A 16,479-nucleotide genomic window follows, 5' to 3' on the forward strand; every position below is an offset into this window, starting at 1 on the left:
ATATTCCGAATTCCGGCACTTTTTGGCACGCGTAGCATTCAAGCGTACAGAGTCGCCGACGCGGTTGCGGAGCGCACTGCGGCAATAGAAAAACGGTTTTAACGGCCTGTCCGGCCCCTCACAGACGGTGTCCCCATGAACGACCACCAGCAACCGACTCACCCGGTTCCCGCCGCGCAAGGTCTGTACGACCCGCAAAACGAACATGACGCCTGCGGCGTCGGCTTCGTCGCTCACATCAAGGGCAAGAAAAGCCACGAGATCATCGAGCAAGGCTTGAAGATTCTCGAGAACCTCGACCACCGGGGCGCCGTCGGCGCCGATCCGCTGATGGGCGACGGCGCGGGCATCCTGATCCAGATTCCGGACGGTTTCTATCGTGAGGAAATGGCCAAGCAGGGCGTCGTGTTGCCGCCGAACGGCGAGTACGGCGTGGGCATGGTGTTCCTGCCGAAGGAACATGCATCGCGTCTCGCCTGCGAACAGGAGCTGGAACGCACGGTGAAGGCTGAAGGCCAGGTCGTGCTGGGCTGGCGCGACGTGCCGGTCGACCACACCATGCCGATTTCGCCCACCGTCAAGGCGAGCGAGCCGCTGATCCGCCAGATCTTCATCGGCCGCGGCAAGGACATCATGGTGACCGACGCGCTCGAGCGAAAGCTGTACGTGATCCGCAAGACAGCGAGCCACCGCATCCAGGCGCTCAAGCTCAAGCACGGCAAGGAATACTTCGTGCCGTCGTGCTCGGCGCGCACGGTCGTCTATAAGGGGCTGCTGCTGGCCGGCCAGGTCGGCGTGTATTACCGCGACCTGCAGGACGAGCGCACGGTGTCGGCGCTGGCGCTGGTGCACCAACGCTTCTCGACCAACACGTTCCCGGCGTGGGAACTGGCTCACCCGTACCGCATGATCGCCCACAACGGCGAAATCAACACGGTGAAGGGCAACGTCAACTGGCTGAACGCCCGTACCGGCGCGATCGCGTCGCACGTGCTCGGCGACGATCTGCCCAAGCTGTGGCCGCTGATCTACCCGGGCCAATCGGATACCGCCTCGTTCGACAACTGCCTCGAACTGCTGGTCATGGCCGGCTACCCGCTCGTCCACGCGGTCATGATGATGATCCCGGAAGCGTGGGAACAGCACACGCTGATGGACGACAACCGCCGCGCGTTCTACGAATACCACGCCGCGATGATGGAGCCGTGGGACGGCCCCGCCGCGATCGCCTTCACCGACGGCCGCCAGATCGGCGCCACGCTTGACCGTAACGGTCTGCGTCCGGCGCGCTACATCGTTACTGACGACGACCTGGTCATCATGGCGTCGGAAGCGGGCACGCTGCCTATCCCCGAGTCGAAGATCGTCAAGAAGTGGCGTCTGCAGCCGGGCAAGATGTTCCTGATCGACATGGAACACGGCCGCATCATCGACGACAAGGAACTGAAGGACAACCTCGCGAACGCCAAGCCGTACAAGAGCTGGATCGACGCCGTGCGCATCAAGCTCGACGAAATCGAGGCGAAGGCCGAAGACGTCGCGACGGAACGCCGCGAAGCCGCTGCTTTGCTGGATCGCCAGCAGGCGTTCGGCTACACGCAGGAAGACCTCAAGTTCCTGATGGCGCCGATGGCGCAAGCCGGCGAAGAAGCCGTCGGTTCGATGGGCAACGACTCGCCGCTGGCGGTCATGTCCAACAAGAACAAGACGCTCTATCACTACTTCAAGCAGTTGTTCGCGCAAGTCACGAACCCGCCGATCGACCCGATCCGTGAAAACATGGTGATGTCGCTGGTGTCGTTCGTCGGTCCGAAGCCGAACCTGCTGGACACCAACAACATCAACCCGCCGATGCGCCTCGAAGTGTCGCAGCCGGTGCTCGACTTCAAGGACATCGCCAAGATCCGCGCGATCGATCAGTACACGGGCGGCAAGTTCAGCTCCTACGAACTGAACATCTGCTATCCGGTGGCCTGGGGCAAGGAAGGCATCGAAGCGCGTCTGGCTTCGCTGTGCGCGGAAGCCGTGGATGCGGTCAAGTCCGGCTACAACATGCTGATCGTGTCGGACCGCAAGACCGACCGCGACAACGTCGCGATCCCGGCATTGCTGGCCACCGCCGCGATCCATACGCACCTCGTCCAGCACGGTCTGCGCACGAGCGCGGGCCTCGTCGTTGAAACCGGCTCGGCGCGTGAAACGCACCACTTCGCGCTGCTTGCGGGCTACGGCGCGGAAGCCGTGCACCCGTACCTCGCGATGGAAACGCTCAGCCAGATGGCAGTGGGCCTGAAGGGCGACCTGTCGGCGGAGAAGGCGGTCTACAACTTCACCAAGGCAGTCGGCAAGGGTCTGATGAAGGTCATGTCGAAGATGGGCATTTCGACCTACATGTCCTACACCGGCGCGCAGATTTTCGAAGCAGTCGGTCTGTCTGAAGGCCTGGTGTCGAAGTACTTCAACGGCACCTCGTCGAAGGTCGGCGGCATCGGCCTGTTCGATGTTGCGGAAGAAGCGATCCGTCTGCATCGCGATGCGTTCGGCGACAACCCGGTGCTCGCGAACATGCTCGACGCGGGTGGCGAGTACGCCTATCGCGTGCGCGGCGAAGAACACATGTGGACGCCGGATGCGATCGCCAAGCTCCAACACTCGGCGCGCAGCAACTCGTACCAGACGTACAAGGAATACGCGCATCTGATCAACGATCAGACCAAGCGCCACATGACGTTCCGCGGCCTGTTCGAATTCAAGTTCGACCCGACCAAGGCGATTCCTCTCGACGAAGTGGAATCGGCGAAGGACATCGTCAAGCGTTTCGCCACCGGCGCCATGTCGCTGGGCTCGATCAGCACGGAAGCCCACGCCACGCTGGCTGTCGCGATGAACCGCATCGGCGGCAAGTCGAACACCGGCGAAGGCGGCGAGGACGTGAACCGTTATCGCAACGAACTGCGCGGCATTCCGATCAAGAACGGCGACACCATGAAGTCGGTGATTGGCGACGAAGTGATCGTCGACATTCCGCTGAAGGACGGCGATTCGCTGCGCTCGAAGATCAAGCAAGTGGCGTCGGGCCGTTTCGGCGTGACGGCGGAATACCTCGCGTCGGCCGATCAGATCCAGATCAAGATGGCGCAAGGCGCAAAGCCTGGCGAAGGCGGTCAGCTGCCGGGTCACAAGGTGTCGGAATACATCGGCAAGCTGCGTTATTCGGTGCCGGGCGTTGGCCTGATTTCGCCGCCGCCGCACCACGACATTTACTCGATCGAAGATCTGGCGCAGCTGATTCACGACCTGAAGAACGCCAACTCGGCGGCCAGCGTGTCGGTGAAGCTGGTGTCGGAGTCGGGCGTCGGTACGGTTGCTGCCGGTGTCGCCAAGGCGAAGGCCGATCACGTCGTGATCGCCGGCCACGATGGCGGTACGGGCGCGTCGCCGCTGTCGTCGGTGAAGCATGCCGGTACGCCGTGGGAACTGGGTCTGGCGGAAACGCAGCAAACGCTGGTGCTGAACCAGCTGCGCGGCCGTATCCGCGTGCAGGCCGACGGTCAGATGAAGACCGGCCGTGACGTCGTGATCGGCGCGCTGCTCGGCGCGGACGAATTCGGCTTCGCGACGGCGCCGCTCGTCGTCGAAGGCTGCATCATGATGCGCAAGTGCCACCTGAACACCTGCCCGGTCGGCGTCGCGACGCAAGATCCGGTGCTGCGTGCGAAGTTCCAGGGCCAGCCGGAACACGTCGTCAACTTCTTCTTCTTCGTTGCGGAAGAAGCGCGCGAAATCATGGCGCAACTGGGCATCCGCAAGTTCGAGGACCTGATCGGTCACGCCGAGCTGCTCGATATGAAGAAGGGCGTCGAACACTGGAAAGCGAAGGGTCTCGACTTCTCGCGCGTGTTCTATCAGCCGCAAGTTTCGGCTGATGTCGCACGCAAGCACGTCGACGTGCAGGACCACGGTCTCGACCGCGCACTGGATCACGTGCTGATCGAGAAGGCGAAGGCCGCGATAGAGAAGGGCGAGCACGTCTCGTTCATCCAGCCGGTGCGCAACGTGAACCGTACGGTCGGCGCGATGTTGTCCGGCACGATCGCGAAGAAGTACGGCCACGACGGCCTGCCTGACGACACGATTCACATCCAGTTGAAGGGCACCGCAGGCCAGAGTTTCGGCGCGTTCCTCGCGAGAGGCGTGACGCTGGATCTGGTCGGCGACGGCAACGACTACGTCGGCAAGGGCCTCTCGGGCGGCCGCATCATCATCCGCCCGACCAACGATTTCCGCGGCAAGTCCGAAGAAAACATCATCTGCGGCAACACGGTGATGTACGGCGCGATCGAAGGCGAATCGTTCTTCCGCGGCGTCGCGGGCGAGCGTTTCTGCGTGCGTAACTCGGGCGCAACGGCGGTTGTCGAAGGCACGGGCGACCATGGTTGCGAATACATGACGGGCGGCACGGTGATCGTGCTCGGCGAAACGGGCCGTAACTTCGCGGCCGGTATGTCGGGTGGCATCGCTTACGTGTACGACCCGGACAACACGTTCGCGGGCAAGTGCAACAAGTCGATGGTCGCGCTCGATCCGGTTCTGCAACAGGCGGAACAGGAACGCACGGTCGACAAGGGCTTGTGGCACAGCGGCGCAACCGACGAAGCCCTGCTCAAGGGTCTCATCGAACGTCACTTCCAGTTCACGGGTTCGCCGCGTGCGAAAGCGTTGCTGGAAAACTGGGATGCGTCGCGCCGTCAGTTCGTGAAGGTGTTCCCGACCGAATACAAGCGCGCACTGGGCGAAATGGCAGCGAAGAAGGCGAACAAGGAAGTCCTCGCTGCTTAACTGACCCGCCCGCGGCTCGATCCGCAGACGTCACATTTAGCCGTACCCGCCGCTCGACGATTCGATTGTTCGACGCGCGGCGGGTGTAGATCACCTCACCTGATACAGATAGAGAAGAGAACCACATGGGCAAGGCAACCGGTTTTCTCGAGTTCGAGCGCCGCCACGAGGCGTACGAAGCTCCGCTCACGCGTGTGAAGCACTACAAGGAATTCGTCGCGGCACTGACCGACGACGAAGCCAAGATTCAAGGCGCACGTTGCATGGACTGCGGCATTCCGTTCTGCAACAACGGCTGCCCGGTGAACAACATCATCCCGGACTTCAACGACCTGGTGTTCCATCAGGACTGGAAGACCGCGATCGAAGTGCTGCACTCCACGAACAACTTCCCCGAGTTCACGGGCCGCATCTGCCCGGCGCCGTGCGAAGCGGCATGCACGCTCGGCATCAACGACGACGCGGTCGGCATCAAGTCGATCGAACACGCGATCATCGACAAAGCGTGGGCCGAAGGTTGGGTCGCACCGCTGCCGCCGAAGCACAAGACGGGCAAGAAGGTCGCTGTGGTCGGATCAGGCCCCGCCGGTTTGGCCGTCGCGCAGCAACTCGCGCGCGCGGGGCACGATGTCACCGTGTTCGAAAAGAACGACCGCATCGGTGGCTTGCTGCGTTACGGCATTCCTGACTTCAAGCTGGAGAAGTGGCTGATCGACCGCCGCATGCGCCAGATGGAAGCCGAAGGCGTGACGTTCCGCGCTAACGTATTCGTCGGCAAGGCGGATTCGCTGCCGGCGCATATCGGTAACACCGCGAAGGAAACCATCACGCCGGCCGAGCTGAAAGAGCAGTTCGACGCGGTCGTGATAGCCGGCGGTTCCGAAACGCCGCGCGATTTGCCGGTGCCGGGCCGCGAGCTGGAAGGCATCCACTACGCGATGGAATTCCTGCCGCAGCAGAACAAGGTCAACGCCGGCGACAAGGTCGCGAACCAGTTGCTCGCCAAGGGCAAGCATGTGGTCGTGATCGGTGGCGGCGATACGGGTTCGGACTGCGTCGGTACGTCGAACCGTCATGGCGCGAAGAGCGTCACGCAATTCGAACTGCTGCCGCAACCGCCGGAAGAAGAGAACAAGCCGCTCGTGTGGCCGTACTGGCCGATCAAGCTGCGCACGTCGTCGTCGCATGACGAAGGTTGCTCGCGCGATTGGGCGGTGGCTACCAAGCGCCTCGAAGGCAAGAACGGCAAGGTCGAGAAGCTGATCGCGGCGCGCGTCGAATGGAAGGACGGCAAGATGCAGGAAGTGCCGAACTCGGAATTCGAAATGAAGGCCGATCTGGTGCTGCTGGCCATGGGCTTCACGCAACCGGTGTCGCCGGTGCTCGAAGCGTTCGGCGTCGACAAGGACAACCGTGGCAACGTGCGCGCTTCGACTGAAGGCGACAAGGCGTATTACACGTCGGTGGACAAGGTCTTCACCGCGGGCGATATGCGTCGTGGCCAGTCGCTGGTGGTGTGGGCGATCCGCGAAGGCCGTCAGTGCGCACGTTCGGTCGATGCGTTCCTGATGGGTCATTCGGAACTGCCGCGCTAACGTAACGTCTCCGGCCGGTTTTCGCTCTTCAACGCGGAAACCAGCCACTACTTGCAGGATGTGGTGGAGACGACAAAGCGGTAAAAACAAAGCCGGGCACCTGAGAGGGTGACCCGGCTTTTTATTGCTACTTCCGATACCGCGCCAACGTCAGCCCGTCCAGATCGATTTCCGGCGTGCGCTGCGTAATCAGATCCGCGACCACCCGGCCCGAGCCCATCGACATTGCCCAGCCCGTCGAGCCGTGCCCGAGATTCAGCCACAGATTGTCCACGCCGGCCGGGCCGAGCAGCGGCGCGCCATCGGGCGTCATCGGCCGGCGGCCCACCCAGAAGTGTGCAGAGGTCGGGTTGGCCGCGTGCGGAAACCAGTCCTTGAGCACTTTCATCAGCGTCTGCAAGGCCTGCTCACGCAGAGTCGTCTGGCGATTGCCGAGCTCCGCGGTGCCGGCCACGCGCAGGTTGTTGCCGAAGCGCGTGATCGCCGTCTTCAGCGACTCGTCCATCAGCGCCGCATGCGGGGCCTTTTCATCGTCGGTGACCGGCAGCGTCGCCGAGTAGCCTTTGACCGGGTAGAGCGGCACCTTCACACCGAGCGGCGCGAGCAGCGCCGCACTGTCGACGCCCAGCGCCACCACGACCGCATCCGCCTGCAATGTCTCGCTGCCGCGTTCGCTCTCGAGATGCACCGCGCGCACCGTACCGCCTCGCACGTCGAGCGAACTTACCCGTGTGTCGAAGCGAAACTGCACGCCGTTGCGCTCGCAGATCGCCCGCAATTCGCGGGTGAAGCGGGCGCAATCACCGGCTTCGTCGTCGGGGAGATAGAGGCCTGAGAGCGGAGTCTGACGCGCCCAGCGCAAGCCCGGTTCGATCTCGACGCACTGCGCTGCACTGACTTCACGATGCGCGATGCCCGCGTCGCGCAGGACCGCCAACGCCGGTTGCGCGAGTTCGACGTCGTATTCGCTGCGGAACAATTGCAGATAGCCCTGGCTGCGGCCATAGTCGAACGGATGACGGCCACGGAATTCGTGCAGGCACTCGCGGCTGTAATAAGCGATGCGCTGCATGCGCTGCTTGTTGACGCGAAACCGTTCGAGGTCGCATTCACGCAGCCAGCGCGCGATCCAACGCCATTGAGCCGGATCCAGGGTAGGGCGGAAAATCAGCGGTGAGGCCGGCTCGAACAGATACTTGAGAATCTTCGTCGGCATGCCGGGCGCGGCCCACGGCGTGACATAGCCCGGCGCGATCACGCCGGCGTTGCCGAAGCTGGTGGAGAGCGCGACGTCCGGCTCGCGCTCGATCACGGTGACGTCGCAGCCTTGCTGGCGCAGATAAAACGCGGTGGCGACGCCAATGACGCCGCCGCCCAGAACAATCGTTTTCATGGTTGTGTACAGCGATTTCAGGCGGTAGGGCTGGTCGCGCCGAGCACCTTGCCCTTGGTTTCCGGCAGACACACGGCGGCGACGATCACCAGCAGATAGCCCGAACCGGCGACGATTCCCATCGCCTTAACAAGCGTCATGGTTTGCGACAGTGTACCCACCAGGATCGGAAAGAACGAGCCGAGACCGCGGCCCAGGTTGTAGCAGAAGCCTTGTCCCGAGCCGCGGATCGCATTCGGATAGAGTTCCGACAAATATGCGCCGACGCCCGCGAAAATCCCCTGCACGACGATGCCGAGCGGAAAGCCGAGCGCGAGCATCATGCCGTCGGTGATCGGCAGCATCGTGTAGACCATGCCGAGCACGAACGAGCCGATTGCGAACAGCACGAACGACGCGCGCCGGCCGATCTTGTCGCACAGAATCGCGCCGACGATATAGCCGGTGAACGAGCCGACGATCAGCACGATCAGATAGCCGCTGGTGTTGAAGACCGACAGATGGCGCACGGTCTTCAGATAGGTCGGCAGCCAGGTGGTGATCGCGTAGTAGCCGCCGAGCATACCGGTGCACAGCGCGCTGCCCAGCAGGGTGGTTTTGAGGTGAGGGAAGGAGAAGATCTGCAGGAAGTGCGAGGTATCGAAACCGCTGTCGCGCGCGCGGCGTGTTTCGAGAAAGATGTCAGGATCGCTGACATTGCGGCGAATGTAGAAGATCCACAGCGCGGGCAGCAGGCCGATCCAGAAGCAGGCGCGCCATGCGACCTGTTCCGGCAGCAGCGCGAAGAACGCCCAATAGATGATGGCCGCCGCGGCCCAGCCGACGGACCAGCTGCTCTGCACGGTGCCGACGGCTTTCGCGCGATGTTGAGGTGAACGGATGGTTTCAGCCATCATGATCGTCACGACCGACCATTCGCCGCCGAAGCCGATGCCTTGCAGCGTGCGGGTGGTGAGCAGTTGCCAGAACGAGTGGGTGAAGCCTGACAGGCAGGTGAAGATCGCGAAGGTGGCGATGGTCCACTGGAGCACACGGACGCGTCCGTAGCGGTCAGCCAGAATGCCGGCGAGCCAGCCGCCGATCGCCGACGAAATCAGCGAACTGGTCGCGATCATGCCGGCTTCGCTTTTGGTCATGCCCCACGTTGCGATCAGCGTCGGGATGAGGAATGAGTAGATCATGAAGTCGAACGCGTCGACTGCGTAGCCGCCGAAGCCAGCGTAGAGGGTCCGGCGTTCGCGCTGGGTCAGTTCGGTGAACCATTGGAGAGAGGGCATGTTTTTTTGTGGTCTCCAGGCAGTTTTTGCCTTCCGGCGGCTTGATCGGGGGTTTTTTTGTATTCTAAGGGGACGAGGTGTTGTGCGGCCAGTTGTGGTCAAAAATGGCGATGGAGTAAGAAATTTCATTGCTGTTCATTACCAACTACTACGAAGTAACCCGAAAAAAATTATTCGCCGTTAAACTGCGCCGGCAGCACTCAAGCTGGGAAAGTCCTATTCACGTCCGCACCCGTCACCCTTAATGCACGCAACCGCAAAAACCTGCTCGCCATCCCGTCGCTCCGCGAGTACGCCTTTGCGGGCTTATCAATCGCGCCGCGCATTCCTGAAATCCTCGGCAAGCGTGTTGCTGCTCTCCGGCATGGGCAGCTCGCTGCTGTCGGCTTGCGGGGGCGGAAATCTGGACGCCGATCAGCCGGAAACGCCACGCCTCGCCTCGGTAACTAACTTCCGCGATGTGGCGGGCGCGGCTGCCGGCTATCCCACAGTTGACGGCAAACAGATGCGCCGCGGGGCCTTTTATCGCGCGAACGCGCTGACCTTGAGCGCCGCCGACACGATCACGCTCAACAAACTCGGCATCGCCTCGGTCTACGATCTGCGCACGCCCGGTGAAATCGCGCGTACCGCGGATATCCTGCCGGCCGGCGCGACCTCGCAAGCGCTCGACGTGCTCGGTGTCAGCGACTTCGTCGCGCCAACCTTCGATACGGCAGCTGCCGCCGTCGCGTTCATGGAGGCACAGGCTCGCGCCTATGTCACCGGCGCCGCCCAGCGCGTCGGCTACGGCGAGCTCCTCACGCGACTCGCCAATGGCGCCGGCGCGCAACTGTTTCATTCCAATGCGGGTAAGGATCGCGCCGGTTGGGTCTCGGCTCTCCTGCTCAGCATTGCCAACGTGCCACTCGACGTCATCATGCAGGACTATCTGCTGAGCAACGTCTATCTGGCTCAGTCGATCGCGGCGCAGACCGAGGTGATACGCGCGCAAAGCGGCGACGTGGTCGCCGCGAGCGAGTCGCCCCTGTTCACCGTCCAGGACAATTATCTGCAGGCGGGGTTCGATCAGGTGCAGGCGAGCTACGGCACGATGGCGAGCTATCTGACACAAGGCCTGGGTCTGTCTCAAGCCACCATCGACGCGTTGCACGACCGCCTCGTCGTCTGACCCGCGCTCGCCGCGCCTGGCGAGCCCGATGCGCCTGGTATTGCGTGGACCACACCGGCAGGTACAAACGAAAAAAAGTCCGCCCCAAATAAGCGGGCGGACAGAGAAGGGCGGCATCGAGGTTGCCGGGGGCGACTATAAGGCCGCAACCATCACAAAAGGCCATCTGGTAAGGGCGCGTAAGTGCCCATGCTCAATGGCGCTTCACCCTTCTCGATCATTCTTACGCGTGTGCCGGCTCAACCGGCAATTCGATCCGTACTTCCAGCCCGCCTTGCACGTGATTGCGCACATGGCAGCGTCCGCCGCGATCGTGCGCGAGGCGCGCGACAATCGCGAGACCCAGGCCGCAATGACCTTCGCCTCCGCGGGCGGCGTCGAGCCGCACGAACGGTTTCATCGCCGCCGCGATACGGTCGTCGGGAATGCCTGGGCCGTGGTCGCGCACGCTGATGACCCAACGGCTGTCATCGCGCGCCGTGGCGATATCCACCGGCGGTGAGCCGTGCTCGAGCGCGTTGTCGACAAGGTTCGTGACCAGCCGGTCGAGCAAGGTGCGCGGCAGCGTGAACGACGAACCGGCGCGTAGATCGAGCGTGAAGAGCGGCGTCTCGGCGCTGTCGCCGGCGGAAAACTGTTCCTGCAGGAATTCGTCGACTTCGACCGGCGGCCCGGTGTCGGCGGACTGACCCGCAAACTCCAGAAACTGCTGCACGATGTTGGTCAGCGAGTCGACGTCGCGTATCAGGCCGGCCCGCTCACTTTCCGCAACCAGTACGCTCGCGCGCAATTTGAGCCGCGTGAGCGGCGCTTTCAGGTCGTGCGCGACGCCGGCCAGCATCACCGCCTGGTCGTCGCCGGCCTCGTTCAGGCGGCGCATCATGTCGTTGAAGGAGCCGATCAGATCGCGCAGTTCGCGCGGGCCCTGCACGGTCACAGGTTCCGGCCGGCCGCCTGAACCGAACGCGCGAGCGGCATCGGCCACGCGCGACAGCGGCCGCTGCATCTGCCAGACCGCGAACAGCGACAGAATCAGCGCCGCCGCCAGCATCGAGACGGATTCGATCACGAAGCGCGGGCGCGGCGGCACGTCCACCGGCACGACAACCCAGTTTGATTTGCCGGGGAACAGCACCCATAGCTGCGGCGGGCGAAGGTCGTCGACGGCGATCTGCGTGCCGGGCGGCAGGTTCTCGCGCAAGTGCCGGCTCAATTCGACCAGCGGACGCTGATCCGGCGTGCGCAGATGGACGCTCGACGGCATGTTCCACGTAGGCACGAGGTGCACCCGCATGGCGGGCGCGAGCGCGGCGCCCTTCATCGGCTCGCCGTTGATGGCCTGCAGCACGAGCAGAATGCCGCGTGCGAAACCGTCGATTTCGTGGCGCGGCGGCTGCATCACCACCAGTACGAACCACCCGGCCTGAATTGCGAACAACACCGCTGCCGACAATAACGCCATTCTGCCGAACAGCGTGTTCAGCGGGTTTCTCATGCGCTTGAGGCAGCCTCGTCGGCGAACGGTGTGCCGTCGGCGTCCGGCACGAATACGTAGCCTTTGCCGCGCACTGTCTGCACGTAGCAGGGATTGGACGGGTCGTCTTCGATCACGCGGCGCAGGCGCCAGATCGGCACGTCGAGGCTGCGATCGCGGAAGGCGAGGTTGTCACGATGTACGAGATCGTGGATCAGCACGCGCGACAGCACTTTGTACGGATTGTTGACGAAAATCTTTAGCAGGGCGAACTCGCTGTCGCGCAGCGGCAGCTTCGAGTCGTCGCGCGACAGCGCGCGCGTGGCGAAGTCGAGTTCGAATGGCCCAAAGCGATACGGCTTGCGGGCTTCCGGCGCGCTCGTGGTGGACGGCCCACGCCGGCGCAACACCGTATGGATGCGCGCTAGCAGCTCGCGTGGGTCGAACGGCTTGGTCAGGTAGTCGTCCGCGCCGAGCGAAAGCCCGACGATGCGGTCGGCCACCGTACCGCGCGCCGTTACGAAAATCACCGGAATGTCGTCGCCGGCGGCACGCAGCGCGGTGAGCGCGCGTAAGCCGTCGGTGTTCGGCATCATGATGTCGAGCACGACGACCGACGGTCGTTCACGTTCGAGCCGGCGTTGCAAATGGGTGCCGTCGTGCAGCACTGACGCGTCGAACCCGTTCGTCTGCAGAAACTTGCAGAGCAGATCGCGCACTACCGGGTCGTCGTCGACGATAAGGACCTGTGGATTCATAACGAAATTTTAGACTGGCACGCGCGGCGCGCGATCGACTGTTTTCTTACCAATGCTTACCCCGGCCCGCGCCGTGCCCTCCGGCGCGGGCGTAAGGCCCGCCACCAAAGGCTCACGGCACATTTCACGGCCGCCATATCCGGCAACGCGCCGGCAACGCACCGGTAAGGCGTTGGCCCATTTGCCCATGCATAGCGCGGCGTGGAAGCCATTTTGCACCGCTTGAATTTCTTCCGGGAAAGAATCTGTGCGCAATTGCTACTGACGGCAAGGGGTCGCAACGGGTCGTAAGAACCGTGGAAAAGCGCGCGTTCCTTCGCGCATCGCCACTACGTGCGCAGCGAGATGATTCGTCATGCAGTACGTTGCGCCGCATGCCGAAAACAGCCTAACGCCTTGGGCCCACGGCAGGCGGCGTGAAATCGAAACCTAGCGCCACGCGAGGCTCATCATGACCGTTCATAGCAATCTCAGCTCAACCCGCTTTTCTTCGCTCGCGCCCACGCCGCCAGCGGAAAAACCTGCAGCCCCAACCAACTCGCTGGCCACGCCGCAGACCAGGGAGCCCGCTGGCGAGGCTCCGCCGTCGCTGCCGACGGGGCTGGTCGGGCATCACGTCAACACGACTGCCTGACGCACCGAGGCCCGTGTGTCGACCCCGAGCATTCCTGAACGTTTCATCCGTGTCGCTGCGTGGTTGACGCTCGGCTCGGCGCTGCTGCCACTCGGCGGCTGCGCCGTCGCCGCGCTGCCGTGCCGGCTGACTGCGGCTACGCTGAAAATCGTCCCGGTCGTCGGCCATGCCGCGGCCACCCCGTTCGACATGTGTTCATCCGCGATCGACTGAATCATGACACTCAAACGGTTTGCCTGCGTGCTGGCGCTGCTGGGCGGCGCGTTCTCGATGTTCGCTGCGGCGCAGCCCGTCGTGCGCGAAGCGAACGCGGCCAGCGCTGCGTCGAAGGCGGGTTCCGCTGACGCACGGCGGCGCTCGCAGGACATGCCGTTTGCATTTCGCGGCATTGCGCTCGGCATCACGCTCGACGAGTTCCGCGCAGGTTCGACCGTGCGCGCTACGCCGATTGGCAGCGTGCCGGTCTGCGAGACGGATGTGCAGGCAGGCGCACTCGGCATGCGGCTGAAATCGCGCGAGAGTCTGACGGTGGCCTGTCGCTGGGCGCATCGTGCGGACGATGGTTGGGCGGTGTCGCAAGCCGTCGTCGACGGCGCGCCGGCACTGGAGCATGTGCTGCGCTTTGCGCGTGTCGACGGCCAGAGCGCGCTGCGTCTATACGAGATTTCCTTCGTGATCGACGAGATTACCGCCGAAGACCTGCGCGAGGCGCTCGCGGACCGTTATGGCACGCCGCATCTGGTGACGCAAAGCGTGTCGTCATCGGGCGCGCTGCCGGTCTACGTGTGGGAAAACGCGGTGAGTTCGATCACGTTGTGCTTTTTGCCGGGCACCCGCAACGGCACGCTCACCTATTTGCTGAAAGGCTCGGACGCATGGGTGAAATCGGTCGTACGGCAATGGCAGGCGAGCGGTGCCGAGGCGGGATGATGTGACGCCTCATCTGTCACGCTGGTTGCGGGCGCATGCGTGGTTCAGATTGCATCGTTGAACAAAGCATCGGCACCACGACTGCAAAGTCCGTTTTTTACCCGGCCGATCCGGCCAAGGAGCATGTATGACTGCGCTACGTCTCACTGTCGCGCTAGGCGCGGCGGCCTGCCTCACGGCTTGCGGGAGCGGCCAACAGCCGTCAATCGTCGAAACGCCGATGTCGCCGCCGCTCGCGTCGGCGCCGCTGAACGTCAACACGCAGGGCGCGATCTATCAGGCTGGCGCGCCCTTGCTGCTCTACGAAACGCCGCGTGCGCAGCATATTGGCGATGTGCTGACGATCCGTCTGTCGGAGTCATACAGCGGCAACAATAGCGCGACCGCCGCCGCGAGCCGTTCGAGCAGCATCACCGCGACCGCCGCCGATCAGTCGACCAACGCCGCTGCGCGGCTAGCGAGGCTGTTCAACATCGGCTCGGCCAGTACGGAATACAAGGGGCAGGGCAGTCTCACCGACGTCAGCGGCATGACCGGCACATTGGCCGTGACCGTGATCGGGACGATGTCAACCGGCAATCTGGTGGTGTCGGGCGAGAAGGTGATCTCGATGAGCGGCAACCGCGACCGTCTGCGCTTGTCGGGCATCGTCAATCCGAAGGATATCGAATCAGGCAATTATGTCGCGTCGAGCAAGGTCGCGAATGCGCGCATCGAGCAGGCCGGCGCGGGGATGGTGTCCGACTCCACCACGATGGGCTGGCTGCAGAGAATGTTTCTGAGCGTGCTGACGTTCTAGCGTCGATGCGGCGTGTGCGCGAGATGCGCGACACGCCGCATTCATTCTCTTAAGTCCGAGGCCTGGCGCCGGGCGCCCGCCGGGCAAGCATCACGCAAGCGGCGCCGGCGCGTCGCGTTCCGCAGCGCCGATTTCACCGTCCGGTACGAACACGTAGCCACGTCCCCAGACGGTCTGCACATAGCGGGGCTCGGACGGATCCACTTCGATCAGCCGCCGCAAACGCCAGATCGAGACGTCAAGACTTCGATTGCGATGCACCTCGCTATTGCCGTGCAGTTTCTCCAGCAACTGCGCGCGCGTGAGTACGGTCATTGAGTGCGTGACGAACACCTTGAGCATGGCGAATTCGCTCGAACGTAGCGGAATCCGCTCACCGTCGCGGCGCAATTCGCGCGCCGGAAAGTTCACCTCGAAACGACCGAAACGATAGGGCGCGCGTTGCTCCGGCGCGCTCGGCGCAATCGTGCCGCGGCGGCGCAGGACCGTGCGAATCCGCGCGACCAGCTCGCTTGGTTCGAATGGCTTGCCGAGATAGTCGTCGGCGCCGAGTTCGAGGCCGATCACGCGGTCGATCGGATCGGCACGCGCGGTCAGCAGGATCACGGGAATATCGTCGCCGGCGACGCGCAATGCGCGCAGCGCGCTAATGCCGTCGAGCTCCGGCATCATGATGTCGAGCACGACCAGCGCGGGACGTTCGTCCTGCAAGCTACGCTGCAGCGCCATGCCGTGTTCGAGCGTGGAGACCTTGAAGCCACGCCCCACCAGATATTCGCTGACGAGCTCACGTACGACGGGGTCGTCGTCGACGACCAGAATGGATTGGTTCATCCAGGTCATCTTAGTGATCCACGCGAGCGGCGCAAAGCGCGAAACGCTTTCGAATTCTTTCTCGCGTAAGAGAAAGCAAGCAGGCTGGGCGCCTAGTTTGCCAGCGACGTCTGGATGGTCTGCATCGGCTGCCGGACCAGTTGGGTCTGATCGACCACCATCTTGTCGATCAGACCATTGAGTTTGGTCGAGGCGGTCGAGAAGCGGTCTGTGTTGAGGCCGCCGGTCTGGTAACGCGCGGTGACGAGAATGCGGCCATGCTGAATCAGCGTCAGATCGATGATCGACAGATACTGGATCGTTTCGTCGCTGAATGAACGGCGTCCGTAATCGACCGCGGCGTTGTAGACGAGACGCGCCTCGCATCCGGCGGGCGAGGTGCCCGGATTGTAGACGTCCGAACGAATGCCGTGCCGGTCGAGCGCAAGCTGCAGCGCCGGCACGAAATCGCCGACCGTCACAGTCTGATTCACTTCGATGCAGACGTTATGCACGTCTGCCGGCCGGCCATTGACGAAGGTCGGCGATGAGTAGTTTGCCGCGATCGCGTAGCCAGCCTGAATCACGGAGCCGGTGGCGTCGGCCGCCGAGATCAGCGTCCACGCGCAGCCGTTCAGGCCGAAGGCGAGGGTGGCCGAGGCGGCGAACCACGCACACGGCCGCCGCAACATGACCCACGCGGCCATTGGGGCCCGCGTGAAAGCGTAAGCGCGCAAGCTTGGCATAGAGGTCATGATGCGGTGCCTGGTGGCGGTGAGGAAGTACGGCAAATGAC

General features: G+C 63.3%; 13 protein-coding genes. 7 read left to right on the forward strand and 6 right to left on the reverse strand.

All coding sequences use genetic code 11. The features are described 5' to 3' along the window. The first annotated feature begins 135 nt into the window (after positions 1-135). Both M0D66_RS27855 and M0D66_RS27860 read left to right on the forward strand, forming a co-directional pair. On the forward strand, positions 136-4,839 hold the full coding sequence (locus M0D66_RS27855) for a glutamate synthase-related protein (protein ID WP_093643402.1): 4,704 nt from the start codon (positions 136-138) through the stop codon (positions 4,837-4,839). A gap of 125 nt (positions 4,840-4,964) precedes the next feature. Next, a complete protein-coding gene (locus M0D66_RS27860; RefSeq protein ID WP_054036589.1) occupies positions 4,965-6,434 on the forward strand; it encodes a glutamate synthase subunit beta in 1,470 nt (489 codons plus the stop codon). Between the two features lie 127 nt (positions 6,435-6,561). Here M0D66_RS27860 and M0D66_RS27865 read toward each other — a convergent pair whose 3' ends face one another. Together M0D66_RS27865 and M0D66_RS27870 are read right to left on the reverse strand one after the other, a co-directional pair. Beyond that, positions 6,562-7,827 carry a D-amino acid dehydrogenase gene (locus M0D66_RS27865; RefSeq protein ID WP_266212270.1) on the reverse strand — a complete coding sequence of 422 codons (1,266 nt, stop codon included), beginning with the start codon at positions 7,825-7,827 and terminating at the stop codon, positions 6,562-6,564. 17 nt (positions 7,828-7,844) lie between these two features. Then, a complete protein-coding gene (locus tag M0D66_RS27870; protein ID WP_200619834.1) occupies positions 7,845-9,104 on the reverse strand; it encodes an MFS transporter in 1,260 nt (419 codons plus the stop codon). A gap of 244 nt (positions 9,105-9,348) precedes the next feature. Here M0D66_RS27870 and M0D66_RS27875 point away from each other — a divergent pair, with 244 nt between their 5' ends. Beyond that, positions 9,349-10,275, forward strand: a complete 927-nt coding sequence (locus tag M0D66_RS27875; RefSeq protein WP_266212271.1) for a tyrosine-protein phosphatase — start codon at positions 9,349-9,351, stop codon at positions 10,273-10,275. A 223-nt stretch (positions 10,276-10,498) separates the two neighbouring features. On the opposite strand, the gene M0D66_RS27880 is transcribed toward M0D66_RS27875, so the two are convergent. Beyond that, complete coding sequence (locus M0D66_RS27880; protein WP_093643410.1) at positions 10,499-11,770, reverse strand: ATP-binding protein; 1,272 nt, start codon at positions 11,768-11,770, stop codon at positions 10,499-10,501. Beyond that, positions 11,767-12,507 (reverse strand): response regulator, encoded by a 741-nt coding sequence (locus M0D66_RS27885; RefSeq protein WP_093643412.1) that lies wholly within the window; start codon positions 12,505-12,507, stop codon positions 11,767-11,769. The genes M0D66_RS27880 and M0D66_RS27885 overlap by 4 nt, the downstream gene beginning before the upstream one ends. Positions 12,508-12,958: 451 nt before the next feature. Here M0D66_RS27885 and M0D66_RS27890 point away from each other — a divergent pair, with 451 nt between their 5' ends. The 4 genes from M0D66_RS27890 (at position 12,959) to M0D66_RS27905 (ending at position 14,870) form a co-directional block, all read left to right on the forward strand. Further along, complete coding sequence (locus M0D66_RS27890) at positions 12,959-13,141, forward strand: hypothetical protein (RefSeq protein ID WP_093643414.1); 183 nt, start codon at positions 12,959-12,961, stop codon at positions 13,139-13,141. 45 nt (positions 13,142-13,186) lie between these two features. Beyond that, positions 13,187-13,354 carry a DUF6726 family protein gene (locus tag M0D66_RS27895; RefSeq protein WP_323137087.1) on the forward strand — a complete coding sequence of 56 codons (168 nt, stop codon included), beginning with the start codon at positions 13,187-13,189 and terminating at the stop codon, positions 13,352-13,354. Between the two features lie 3 nt (positions 13,355-13,357). Continuing rightward, positions 13,358-14,071, forward strand: coding sequence for a hypothetical protein (locus tag M0D66_RS27900; RefSeq protein WP_093643418.1), 714 nt, complete (start codon positions 13,358-13,360; stop codon positions 14,069-14,071). Between the two features lie 127 nt (positions 14,072-14,198). Next, complete coding sequence (locus tag M0D66_RS27905; protein ID WP_093643420.1) at positions 14,199-14,870, forward strand: flagellar basal body L-ring protein FlgH; 672 nt, start codon at positions 14,199-14,201, stop codon at positions 14,868-14,870. A 90-nt stretch (positions 14,871-14,960) separates the two neighbouring features. Here M0D66_RS27905 and M0D66_RS27910 read toward each other — a convergent pair whose 3' ends face one another. Both M0D66_RS27910 and M0D66_RS27915 read right to left on the reverse strand, forming a co-directional pair. Beyond that, on the reverse strand, positions 14,961-15,704 hold the full coding sequence (locus M0D66_RS27910; protein ID WP_093643571.1) for a response regulator: 744 nt from the start codon (positions 15,702-15,704) through the stop codon (positions 14,961-14,963). A 92-nt stretch (positions 15,705-15,796) separates the two neighbouring features. Next, on the reverse strand, positions 15,797-16,438 hold the full coding sequence (locus tag M0D66_RS27915) for a hypothetical protein (protein WP_211703568.1): 642 nt from the start codon (positions 16,436-16,438) through the stop codon (positions 15,797-15,799). Positions 16,439-16,479 lie beyond the last annotated feature (41 nt).

Source organism: Paraburkholderia sp. SECH2 (assembly GCF_030464795.1).
Taxonomy (GTDB): Bacteria; Pseudomonadota; Gammaproteobacteria; order Burkholderiales; family Burkholderiaceae; genus Paraburkholderia; species Paraburkholderia aspalathi.

Excerpts from the sequence above, each read along its gene's own strand:
- M0D66_RS27910 (WP_093643571.1), bottom strand. The coding sequence starts at position 15,704 with ATGAACCAATCCATTCTGGTCGTCGACGACGACCCCGTCGTACGTGAG.
- M0D66_RS27860 (WP_054036589.1), top strand. The coding sequence starts at position 4,965 with ATGGGCAAGGCAACCGGTTTTCTCGAGTTCGAGCGCCGCCACGAGGCG.
- M0D66_RS27900 (WP_093643418.1), top strand. The coding sequence starts at position 13,358 with ATGACACTCAAACGGTTTGCCTGCGTGCTGGCGCTGCTGGGCGGCGCG.
- M0D66_RS27905 (WP_093643420.1), top strand. The coding sequence starts at position 14,199 with ATGACTGCGCTACGTCTCACTGTCGCGCTAGGCGCGGCGGCCTGCCTC.
- M0D66_RS27875 (WP_266212271.1), top strand. The coding sequence starts at position 9,349 with ATGCACGCAACCGCAAAAACCTGCTCGCCATCCCGTCGCTCCGCGAGT.
- M0D66_RS27855 (WP_093643402.1), top strand. The coding sequence starts at position 136 with ATGAACGACCACCAGCAACCGACTCACCCGGTTCCCGCCGCGCAAGGT.
- M0D66_RS27915 (WP_211703568.1), bottom strand. The coding sequence starts at position 16,438 with ATGACCTCTATGCCAAGCTTGCGCGCTTACGCTTTCACGCGGGCCCCA.
- M0D66_RS27890 (WP_093643414.1), top strand. The coding sequence starts at position 12,959 with ATGACCGTTCATAGCAATCTCAGCTCAACCCGCTTTTCTTCGCTCGCG.
- M0D66_RS27880 (WP_093643410.1), bottom strand. The coding sequence starts at position 11,770 with ATGAGAAACCCGCTGAACACGCTGTTCGGCAGAATGGCGTTATTGTCG.
- M0D66_RS27885 (WP_093643412.1), bottom strand. The coding sequence starts at position 12,507 with ATGAATCCACAGGTCCTTATCGTCGACGACGACCCGGTAGTGCGCGAT.
- M0D66_RS27865 (WP_266212270.1), bottom strand. The coding sequence starts at position 7,827 with ATGAAAACGATTGTTCTGGGCGGCGGCGTCATTGGCGTCGCCACCGCG.
- M0D66_RS27870 (WP_200619834.1), bottom strand. The coding sequence starts at position 9,104 with ATGCCCTCTCTCCAATGGTTCACCGAACTGACCCAGCGCGAACGCCGG.